This is a genomic window from Aeromonas sp. ASNIH8 (assembly GCF_002919855.1).
In the GTDB taxonomy this organism is placed as follows: Bacteria; Pseudomonadota; Gammaproteobacteria; order Enterobacterales; family Aeromonadaceae; genus Aeromonas; species Aeromonas caviae.
Window position 1 is genome coordinate 1 of sequence record NZ_PQLN01000128.1, and the last position, 9,523, is coordinate 9,523.

Genomic DNA, 9,523 nt, shown 5'->3' on the forward strand with positions numbered 1-9,523 from the left:
CAGTCAGCCGTACGATGAAGAGCAGAAGTTATCATGATCGTTACTATGTTGGGAGTCACATAGAAGATCAGATCCTGGAAAACGGGAAAGGTTCCGTTCAGGACGCTACTTGTGTATAAGAGTCAGGGCACAAACACACGTACATAATCTGGACCTCATGCTGGAATGAGATGAAATCTAAATGAGAATGGTTCGTAGTGCAAAGAACGAATGGTAATAAGATCCCGTGCTTGCCAGTGATTCCACCCTTGGGGAGAATGCCTTTATCAGAGAGGATGCGAACATGTTCAAAAAACTATTCAATGCCCTGTTCAAGGGAGAGATCGCCCAGAGCCCCGAGGTTGAGCCCATCGAATACATGGGCTATCTCATCTATCCCGAGCCCATGGCGGAAGGGGGGCAATACAGGCTGGCAGGTCGCATCACCAGGGAGATAGACGGGCAATTACAGACCCATCGCTTCATCCGCTCCGATCTCTTTGCCAACCCGGCGGATGCCGAGCGCTTCATGGTGCAAAAGGCCCATACCTTCATCGACCAGATGGGGGAGCGCATGTTTGAACCCCGCGTGAAGCCAGACGCCAGCCCCGCTCCATGATGTCAGCCGAGCAGCTCGCCTTGCGCCACGCTATCGCTCATGCCGGCGAGCGGCGTCTGATCTGGCTGGAAGGGGAGGAGGATGACTGCATCGTTCGTGCCGAATCCTTGCTGTGGGGGGCGGTGTTCTGGCTGGGGCAGGGTCCTGAGCGTCATGCTCCGCAGCCTGCCGCCAAGGCGCTTCAACGGCTCGGTCAGGAGTGCGACACCCTGGTATTCAATGCCTTCAGCGGTTTTCACCCCGATGCATTCGGTGCCTTGGCGGGGACATTGAGGGCTGGGGGGCTCTTGCTTCTGCTGACCCCGCCGCGGGAGGCATGGCCGACCTACCCAGACCCAGATCGTCAGAGGCTGGTCGCCCAGCCAGAGGAGGTTGATCGTGCCGGGCAGGGGTTCATCTCCCGTCTAGTACGGTTGCTGGAAGAAGATCCGGCGCGAGATCTGACGCCTGCCTCTTGTGATATTACCTGGCAGCCTCTCGACGGGGACCGACCGCTGAGCGCGGATCAGGCCCGTGCGCTGCCCGCCATCCACAACGTGTTGCACGGCCATCGCCGCCGCCCCCTGGTGCTGAGCGCCGATCGCGGTCGTGGCAAGAGCGCCGTGCTGGGGCTGGCGAGCGCCGACTTGCTGAGTCGGGATCCGGCCTTGAGGATAGCGGTGACGGCCCCTTCCCACGCCACAGTGGCGACACTTTTTGCCCATGCAGAGCGTGCGCTGGCAGAGATGCCTGAGCGGCTGGCCGGTCTGAGCTATGTGTCCCCTGATCGGGCCTCTCAAGGAGACGTGCTGGCGGATCTGTTGCTGGTGGATGAGGCCGCCGCCATCCCGACCCCGCTGCTGGAGGCCATGCTGGCCCGTCACAGTCGCATTGTCTTCGCTACAACGGAGCACGGCTATGAGGGGACGGGGCGCGGCTTTCATCTGCGCTTCAAGAGGGTACTCGATGAGCAAACCCCGGATTGGCAGGAGCTGCACCTGGTGGAGCCTATTCGCTGGAGCCTGAGCGATCCGCTGGAGCCTCTGATCTTCCGGCTCCTTGGTCTGAATGCCGACATATCGGCACCTCATCCCCCGGCATCACCGACCTGGCGCCTGGTCGGACAAGATGAGCTGGCCCGTGATGACGCGCTGCTCAATCGGGTGTTCGGCCTGCTCGTGCTGGCTCACTACCAGACCAGCCCCAGTGATCTGCGGTATTTACTGGAGGGGCCGGATCTCGACATTCATCTGATGGAGCAGGGACAGGAGTTGCTCGGGGTGGCGCTGGTCGCGCGGGAGGGCAATATCCCCCCTGATCTGGCGCACGCGATCTGGGCCGGACGAAGGCGCCCTCGTGGACATCTGCTGCCCCAGTCGCTGCTGGCCCACGCCGGTTTCGTGACGGCGGGGGAGCGCTCTTATGCCAGGGTGATGCGCATCGCCATCCATCCTGCCCTTCATCGTCTCGGGCTGGGGTCCTGGTTGCTGGACAAGCTGGTTTCACATTATCGGGCATTAGGGGTCGATTATCTGGGATCTGCCTTCTCCGCCAGTCCAGATCTGCTGCCATTCTGGCTCAAGGCGGGATTGAAGGTGCTGCGTCTTGGTCTGCAGCGCGATGCGGCCAGCGGCAGTCATGCAGCTTTGCTGCTGATGCCGCTGCAATCGGAATATCACGCCGAGCTGGCGCAATGGCGACAGCGTTTCATGAGCCAGTTGCCGGCCCTGCTGGCGGGTGAACTCAAGAGGCTGGATACCGAACTGGTCTGGCTATCCCTCAGAGGCGGACCTGTCACTCATGTGCCGGATCTGGATGAATTCGAGCATCGGGAACTCGATTGCTTTGCCCACCATCACAAACCATTCGAATTGTGCCAGGGGACACTGCAACGCTGGCTGCTCCGGCAAGTGATGATGCTGGACGGGTTGAGTCAGGATGAACGACGGTTGCTGATCGCCACCATCTGGCAATATGCGCCCTGGTCCGAGCTGGCTGCCCGACAGGGTGTCGCGGGCAAACCCGCCCTGATAAAAGCACTGCGCTCCCTGCTGGCCAGACTGCTGGCTCAGCAAGCACCAGCGGGCTGACCCCGCCTCTTGCACGGCAGAAAACCACGGAGCCCGGGAGGACCCCATGGCCCCTCCCGGGTTCTGCACATCGATTCGACTCACCATGGCTGAAGCTCTCCCCGTTCAAGGCGCGGCCACCCCGGGACCCGTTTCTCCCTCTTCCCTGCTCGCGTTTTGCCTATTGCCACTGCTCTGATGAGCCTGGTCAGGGCTGTCTGCATTTTGGTTTTTTCTGAATATGGACTAATACTTGAATGTGAAATGAATTTTAATAAATGCATTATTTTCAGATGGTTAGCTTTTGGTGAATGGAATGCAGGCCATCTTCTCCAACGTGCACAGGGAGTGCAATGTGAGAAACGATGCAGCTCAGGCAGGTGCCGGAATGATGATGTGGTTCATCAGCAGCAGCGCCTTTGCCAATGAGATCCGGTTCAACATGACGCGCGGGGCCACCGCCATCAGCCAGCAGGTCTATGACCTGCATATGATGATTTTCTATATCTGTTGCGTCATCGGTCTGCTCGTCTTCGGCATCATGTTCTGGTCCATCGTGCACCATCGAAAATCGCGCGGTGCCAAAGCCGCCCAGTTTCACGAAAGCACCCGCATCGAGTTGCTGTGGACTGCCATCCCTGTGTTGATACTGATCGCGATGGCGGCACCGGCAACCTCGACCCTGTTGAAGATGGAGGATACCTCCAAGGCCGATCTCACTGTCCTCGTCACGGGCTCGCAATGGAAATGGCATTACAAATACCTCGAGTATCCGGTGGCGTTTTATTCCCTGCTGGCGACCAGCAAACAGCAGATCTCCGGTGATGCCCCCAAGGGCGGCAATTATCTGCTGGAGGTAGATAACCCTCTGGTGTTGCCGGTCGGCAAGAAGATCCGTTTCCTGATGACCTCGGACGATGTCATCCACTCCTGGTGGGTTCCCGCCTTCGCCGTGAAAAAAGATGCCAATCCTGGCTACATCAACGAATCCTGGACGCGGATCGACAAGCCGGGCACCTATCGTGGGCAGTGCGCCGAGCTGTGCGGCAAGGATCACGGTTTCATGCCCGTGGTTGTGGTGGCCAAATCCGCAGAGGAGTTCGAGGCGTGGATTGCCAGGAAGGGAGACGAGCAGGCAACCGCCAAGGCACAGCAACAGGCGCAGGCAGCGGAGACCATGACGTTGCCACAAGCCATGGCGCTGGGGGAGAAAGTCTATCTGGGCCACTGTGCGGCCTGTCATCAGCCCGCGGGTACCGGATTGCCCGGCATCTTCCCGGCGCTCAATGGCAGCAAGGTGACCACACAGGCGGAGCATCGTGCCCAGCATCTGGATACGGTGTTGCATGGCCGGAGTGGTACGGCGATGCAACCTTTTGGCAAACAGTTGACGGCACAGGAACTCGCCGCCGTCATTACCTATGAACGCAATGCCTGGGATAACAAGACCGGCGACCTTGTGCAGCCAGCCGAGGTGCAGTCCCTTCTCAACCCGGCCAATCCGGACAAGGACAAGTGAGGCGTCGGCATGAGTGATGGAATCACGGATACCCCGCACAGCGAACATGTCCACCAGCCGGCGGCCGGTCTGAGGCGCTGGCTCTACACCACCAACCACAAGGACATCGGTACCCTCTATCTGTGCTTTGCCCTCACCATGTTCTTTACCGGTGGCGCCATGGCCATGGTGATCCGGGCAGAACTGTTCCAGCCCGGACTGCAACTGGTGAAACCCCTGTTTTTCAACCAGATGACCACGGTACACGGCCTCATCATGGTCTTTGGTGCCGTCATGCCCGCCTTCACCGGCCTCGCCAACTGGCTGATCCCCATCATGATTGGGGCCCCTGACATGGCGCTGCCCCGCATGAACAACTGGAGCTTCTGGATCCTGCCGTTTGCTTTCCTCATCCTCCTGTCGAGCCTGTTTATGGAGGGAGGCGGCCCCAGTTCTGGCTGGACCTTCTATGCCCCCCTGTCCACCCAGTACAGCGGCAACAGCACGGCCCTGTTTGTCTTTGCCATTCACATCATGGGGATCTCCTCCATCATGGGGGCCATCAACGTCATCGTGACCATCTTCAACCTGCGGGCGCCGGGCATGGGCTGGATGGAGATGCCGCTGTTTGTCTGGACCTGGCTCATCACGGCGTTTCTGCTCATCGCTGTCATGCCGGTGCTGGCGGCTGCGGTGACCATGGTGCTGACGGACAAGTATTTCGGGACCAGTTTCTTCGATGCTGCAGGTGGGGGGGATCCTGTCCTGTTTCAGCACATTTTCTGGTTCTTCGGGCACCCGGAAGTCTACATCATGATATTGCCGGCTTTCGGCATCGTCTCCAGCATCATTCCGACCTTCTCCCGCAAGAAGCTGTTCGGTTATCGCTCCATGGTCTATGCCACCAGCAGCATCGCCTTGCTCTCCTTCATGGTCTGGGCTCACCACATGTTCACCACCGGATTGCCCGTGGTGGCGGAGCTGTTCTTCATGTACACCACCATGCTGATCGCGGTGCCGACAGGGGTAAAGGTATTCAACTGGCTTGCCACCATGTGGCGTGGTTCTCTGACATTCGAGACCCCCATGCTGTTTGCCATCGCCTTCATCACTCTGTTCACCATTGGCGGTTTCTCCGGGCTGATGCTGGCCATGACGCCGGCTGATTTTCAGTATCACGACACCTATTTCGTAGTGGCCCATTTCCACTATGTGCTGGTGACCGGTGCCGTCTTCTCGATCCTGGCTGCGGCCTACTACTGGTTGCCGAAATGGACGGGGCACATGTATGACGAGCGGCTCAGCCAATGGCATTTCTGGTGTTCGCTCGTCTCGGTCAATGTGCTGTTTTTCCCCATGCATTTTGTCGGGCTGGCGGGCATGCCTCGCCGCATTCCCGATTACGCCCTGCAATTTGCCGACTTCAACATGCTGATCAGCCTGGGGGGTTTTGCCTTCGGCCTGTCCCAACTGCTGTTTGTCTGGGGCGTGGTCAAATGCATCAGAGGCGGAGCCAAGGCGAGCGATCGGGTATGGGAGGGGGCCGAGGGGCTGGAATGGACGCTCTCTTCTCCCCCTCCCTATCACAGTTTCCAGACTCCGCCGGATATCCGGTCGGAAGAGCGTTAGGGAGGTCATATGACCCAGGTCAGTCATGCGCCCTTGCTCAGAAAACTGGCTCTGGTCGTGCTCGTCATGTTTGGTTTTGCCTTTGCGCTGGTGCCGCTTTATGACGTCTTCTGCCGGATCACCGGCCTCAATGGCAAGACGTCTGATCAAGCGGCCAGTACGGAGCGGGCGGTGATCGACAGCAAGCGGAGCATCCAGATCGAGTTTCTTGCTCATGCGGATACCCGGATGCCGTGGGAGTTCAGTGGTGAAACGGCTCGGCTGTCGGTGCGGCCGGGGGAGGTGAAAATGGTCAACTTTCGGGTGTTCAATCCCACGGAGCGGGCCATGGTGGGTCAGGCGGTCCCGTCGGTCTCTCCCGGTCCCGCCGCAGCCTATCTGAAGAAAGTGGAGTGTTTCTGCTTCAATCGCCAGGAGCTGAGGGCAGGGCAGAGCAAGCTGATGCCGCTCAAGTTCTATATCGATCCGGCACTACCGGACAGCATCAATACCATCACGCTTTCCTACTCGCTCTATGACATCACGGCGTCCGTACCTGCACCGGCACTCGCACAGAGGAAATGACCATGTCCAAGGTGAACCAGACCTATTATGTCCCGGACCAGAGTCGCTGGCCCATCATTGGTGCCATTGCACTGTTTTTCCTGGCGTTGGGGGCGGGACATCTGGTCAATGAAGTGGCGAGTGGGCAGACCGGTTTCGGCCGGTATCTGATGATGGCCGGTGTCGCCCTGCTGGCATTCATGTTGTTTGGCTGGTTCCGTCACATCATCCGGGAGTCCATGACCGGGCTCTACAGCGCCCAGATGGACAGATCCTTCAGGCAGGGCATGGTCTGGTTCATCTTCTCCGAAGTGATGTTCTTTCTGGCTTTTTTCGGAGTGCTGTTCTATGCACGCCAGCTTGCGGTGCCCTGGCTGGATGGTGCGGGCCACAGGGTGATGACGGGCCAACTGCTGTGGCCGGATTTCACCGCTCACTGGCCCCTGCTCAAGACGCCCGGCGGGGCCACGACCCAGGCCATGCCCTGGCAGGGGATCCCCCTCATCAATACCTTGATCCTGCTCGGCTCCTCCGTGACCCTGCTGTTTGCACACATGAGTCTGGAAAACGGCAGACGCATGCGGCTCAAGGGGATGTTGCTGGCCACCGTGGTGCTCGGGCTGACATTCCTGTGGTTTCAAGGCTATGAGTATCTGCATGCCTATCGGGATCTCGGGTTGCGGCTGGATTCCGGCATCTATGGCAATACCTTCTTCATTCTGACCGGGTTCCATGGACTGCACGTGCTGCTGGGCACCCTTTTCCTGACCATCATCTGGCTGCGAATCATGTTGAGGGATCATTTCACCCCACAGCGTCATTTCGCTTTCCAGGCTGCGGCCTGGTACTGGCACTTCGTCGATGTGGTCTGGCTCTGTCTGTTCGTCTTTGTCTACCTGCTTTGATGCCGTGCTCAGTAGGGGCGAGGGTTGGGCTCCAGCCAGCCCATCGCGAGAGAGAGCAGCAGTATGATGACCACCAGCAGGGAGAAGAAGACGCGCCGGCCCAGAGGTACCGACATCTTTTGCGTATTGCCTGCACTGAGCATCAGCCAGAGGGCGTGAAACAGCTGGCCGATGATGAGCAGCAGCATGAGTATCAGAACGACCTTGATCAACATCTTGGGATCCTCCTCGATATGCGCGATTCGGCTGCACGAGACAAGCGACGACCATGGCATCACAGACGCTGGTTCGTCTTGTTGTTCACTCTGGTGGTGACGGCCGGTTTGTGCAAGCTGGCGTTCTGGCAGTGGCAGCGCGCAATGGAAAAAACGGCCTGGCTGGCGCAGATGGCAAAGATGCAGCAGGCCGGGCCAAGGACATTGGCCCAGATCGACTGGCAACACCCGGAGTCACTGGATGGCCAGCCTCTGCAAGGGAAAGCCGAGTGGGTCAGCCCTTATGTCTGGTTGCTGGACAACCAGATCGTCAACGGGGAGGTTGGCTATGACGTGCTCATCCCGGTACGCGCAGAGGGGGGATCCTCACTGTTGCTGGTCAACCTGGGATGGGTGCCCGCGCCATCCGACAGGTCGCAATTGCCCAATCCCGCCATCCCCGCCGCAATGACCCTTGAAGGTGTTCTGCGCATGGCTCCCGGCGGCTTCCTGCTGGGACTGAACATAGAACCAGGCCCCTACCCGAACCGGCTGCAATCCATCAGGGTCGAGACCCTGCGACAGGCAATCGGAGCCCCGCTTGCAGACGCCGTGTTGTATCAAAGACGAACCCCATTCCTCTATCACTACCAGCACAATGTCATGCCTCCTGAAAAACACCGGGCCTATGCGGTGCAATGGCTCGGCTTGGCGCTGGTGGTTCTGTCAGGGGGGGTCATGCTGACGAGGAGGTGCTCCCCATGAGCGGATGGCGACGCTGGCGGGTGCCAGCGCTCTTTGCTGCGGTGATCCTGCTGCCTGTGGTGCTGGCGGCTCTGACTCTTCACCAGGGCTGGTATGAACCCGGCACGCGCAGCAAGGGGCACTGGCTGCACCAGGAGATCTACCTGTTGCAACCGCTGCCTGCCCATCAGCACCAATGGCGACTGGTCTATCTGGTGGCCCCTCGCTGCGAGGGGCAATGCCGGCAGGTCCCCGCGCTGATGGCACGTATCCAGGCCGCACTTGGCCGTAATCTGGACAAGCTGGAGCTGGTCCAGTTGACGCCACCTCACGAGGCAAACAGTGAAATGAGGGAGGGGGATATACTGCTGGTGGACGCCCGCGGCTTGGCCATCTTGCGTTACGAGGTGCCCGGCAGCACGACGACCTGGCCGTTGCTTGGCAAGGCGGTACTGTCGGATCTGCAGCAACTGCTCAAATATCAGCGTGGGGTGCAGTGACGATGCAGCCGACATGGGACTCGCATCTTCTGGTGACTGCACGGTCAACGAGGCGTCATATGAAGATGCACAAGAGGCTGGCCTCCGTGGCCATTGCGCTGGCAGTTCTTGTCATCGCGCTCGGTGCTTATACCCGGTTGACGGATGCCGGGCTGGCTTGCCCCGATTGGCCAGGTTGCTATGGTTCCCTGGCCATTCCCCGCGCTGAGCATGCGGAACTGGCGGCACAGCGCTATCCGGCCAGCCCGCTTGTTCCTCACAAAGCGCGCAGCGAGATGGTGCATCGCTACTGCGCCGGGGTGCTGGGAGGCGTGATTGTGCTCCTGTCCGGCTTGGGCTGGCGTACAGGCGGCCGACTGCGTCACCTCTCGCTCATCTTGCTGGTGCTGGTTGCGGGTCAGGCGGCACTGGGTATGTGGACGGTGACCCTGGCCCTGCATCCCCTGGTGGTGACCACTCATCTGCTGGGCGGCTTCGCCATCCTGACCTTGCTATGGCTCTATCGGGCCGAATTGGCAGGTTTCCCTTCACCCCCGCCCGTACACCAGGGCGTTTCCTGGCTTGGCAGCATGGCCTGTGGCGTGTTGCTGCTGCAGATCGCGCTGGGGGGCTGGACGTCGGCGAACTATGCGGCCATGGCGTGTGTGGAGTTTCCCTTGTGCCAGGGCAACTGGCAGGCAGAGCTGAATTGGGCGCAAGCCTTTCATCTCCCTCTGGGGCACGCCAGCTATGAGTTCTACCAATCAGATTAAAGATGTGATCTAATTGCTCTATTCTGGTTTCACTGTACTCAGTATGTCCGATCCAATCGATTTCTTGGCCCTCGCCAAGGCAGAAACCAACGCCAGGAAACGCATGCGATTC

General features: G+C 59.5%; 10 protein-coding genes. 9 read left to right on the plus strand and 1 reads right to left on the minus strand.

Annotated features, from left to right (window positions below):
• Window positions 1-283: 283 nt before the first annotated feature.
• The 6 genes from C3418_RS21245 to C3418_RS21270 all read left to right on the plus strand — a co-directional run bounded on the left by C3418_RS21245 (window position 284) and on the right by C3418_RS21270 (window position 7,221).
• On the plus strand, window positions 284-598 hold the full coding sequence (locus C3418_RS21245; protein WP_041211748.1) for an HlyU family transcriptional regulator: 315 nt from the start codon (window positions 284-286) through the stop codon (window positions 596-598).
• Window positions 595-2,667 (plus strand): tRNA(Met) cytidine acetyltransferase TmcA, encoded by a 2,073-nt coding sequence (locus C3418_RS21250; RefSeq protein WP_103859224.1) that lies wholly within the window; start codon window positions 595-597, stop codon window positions 2,665-2,667. The genes C3418_RS21245 and C3418_RS21250 overlap by 4 nt, the downstream gene beginning before the upstream one ends.
• Before the next feature lie 367 nt (window positions 2,668-3,034).
• Window positions 3,035-4,165, plus strand: coding sequence for a cytochrome c oxidase subunit II (gene coxB / locus C3418_RS21255; protein ID WP_244053666.1), 1,131 nt, complete (start codon window positions 3,035-3,037; stop codon window positions 4,163-4,165).
• A gap of 9 nt (window positions 4,166-4,174) precedes the next feature.
• Window positions 4,175-5,773: a cytochrome c oxidase subunit I gene (gene ctaD, locus C3418_RS21260; protein WP_103859225.1), complete on the plus strand. Its 1,599-nt coding sequence runs from the start codon at window positions 4,175-4,177 to the stop codon at window positions 5,771-5,773.
• A 9-nt stretch (window positions 5,774-5,782) separates the two neighbouring features.
• Complete coding sequence (locus C3418_RS21265; protein ID WP_103859226.1) at window positions 5,783-6,337, plus strand: cytochrome c oxidase assembly protein; 555 nt, start codon at window positions 5,783-5,785, stop codon at window positions 6,335-6,337.
• A gap of 2 nt (window positions 6,338-6,339) precedes the next feature.
• The gene (locus tag C3418_RS21270) at window positions 6,340-7,221 is read left to right on the plus strand and encodes a cytochrome c oxidase subunit 3 (protein WP_103859227.1); all 882 of its coding nucleotides are present in this window, start codon (window positions 6,340-6,342) and stop codon (window positions 7,219-7,221) included.
• Window positions 7,222-7,229: 8 nt separating this feature from the next.
• On the opposite strand, the gene C3418_RS21275 is transcribed toward C3418_RS21270, so the two are convergent.
• The gene (locus tag C3418_RS21275) at window positions 7,230-7,436 is read right to left on the minus strand and encodes a DUF2909 family protein (protein WP_043152873.1); all 207 of its coding nucleotides are present in this window, start codon (window positions 7,434-7,436) and stop codon (window positions 7,230-7,232) included.
• Window positions 7,437-7,454: 18 nt separating this feature from the next.
• Here C3418_RS21275 and C3418_RS21280 point away from each other — a divergent pair, with 18 nt between their 5' ends.
• The 3 genes from C3418_RS21280 to C3418_RS21290 are packed head-to-tail and all read left to right on the plus strand — an operon-like array spanning window position 7,455 to window position 9,411.
• Window positions 7,455-8,180, plus strand: coding sequence for an SURF1 family protein (locus C3418_RS21280; protein ID WP_244059019.1), 726 nt, complete (start codon window positions 7,455-7,457; stop codon window positions 8,178-8,180).
• On the plus strand, window positions 8,177-8,659 hold the full coding sequence (locus C3418_RS21285; RefSeq protein WP_042864890.1) for a hypothetical protein: 483 nt from the start codon (window positions 8,177-8,179) through the stop codon (window positions 8,657-8,659). The genes C3418_RS21280 and C3418_RS21285 overlap by 4 nt, the downstream gene beginning before the upstream one ends.
• Before the next feature lie 59 nt (window positions 8,660-8,718).
• On the plus strand, window positions 8,719-9,411 hold the full coding sequence (locus C3418_RS21290) for a heme A synthase (RefSeq protein WP_244053668.1): 693 nt from the start codon (window positions 8,719-8,721) through the stop codon (window positions 9,409-9,411).
• The last annotated feature ends 112 nt before the right edge of the window (window positions 9,412-9,523 follow it).

What these genes read in the sequence shown, in the direction of transcription:
- C3418_RS21245 (WP_041211748.1), top strand. Translation starts at nt 284, where the DNA reads ATGTTCAAAAAACTATTCAATGCCCTGTTCAAGGGAGAGATCGCCCAG.
- C3418_RS21250 (WP_103859224.1), top strand. Translation starts at nt 595, where the DNA reads ATGATGTCAGCCGAGCAGCTCGCCTTGCGCCACGCTATCGCTCATGCC.
- coxB (WP_244053666.1), top strand. Translation starts at nt 3,035, where the DNA reads ATGATGATGTGGTTCATCAGCAGCAGCGCCTTTGCCAATGAGATCCGG.
- ctaD (WP_103859225.1), top strand. Translation starts at nt 4,175, where the DNA reads ATGAGTGATGGAATCACGGATACCCCGCACAGCGAACATGTCCACCAG.
- C3418_RS21265 (WP_103859226.1), top strand. Translation starts at nt 5,783, where the DNA reads ATGACCCAGGTCAGTCATGCGCCCTTGCTCAGAAAACTGGCTCTGGTC.
- C3418_RS21270 (WP_103859227.1), top strand. Translation starts at nt 6,340, where the DNA reads ATGTCCAAGGTGAACCAGACCTATTATGTCCCGGACCAGAGTCGCTGG.
- C3418_RS21275 (WP_043152873.1), bottom strand. Translation starts at nt 7,436, where the DNA reads ATGTTGATCAAGGTCGTTCTGATACTCATGCTGCTGCTCATCATCGGC.
- C3418_RS21280 (WP_244059019.1), top strand. Translation starts at nt 7,455, where the DNA reads ATGCGCGATTCGGCTGCACGAGACAAGCGACGACCATGGCATCACAGA.
- C3418_RS21285 (WP_042864890.1), top strand. Translation starts at nt 8,177, where the DNA reads ATGAGCGGATGGCGACGCTGGCGGGTGCCAGCGCTCTTTGCTGCGGTG.
- C3418_RS21290 (WP_244053668.1), top strand. Translation starts at nt 8,719, where the DNA reads ATGAAGATGCACAAGAGGCTGGCCTCCGTGGCCATTGCGCTGGCAGTT.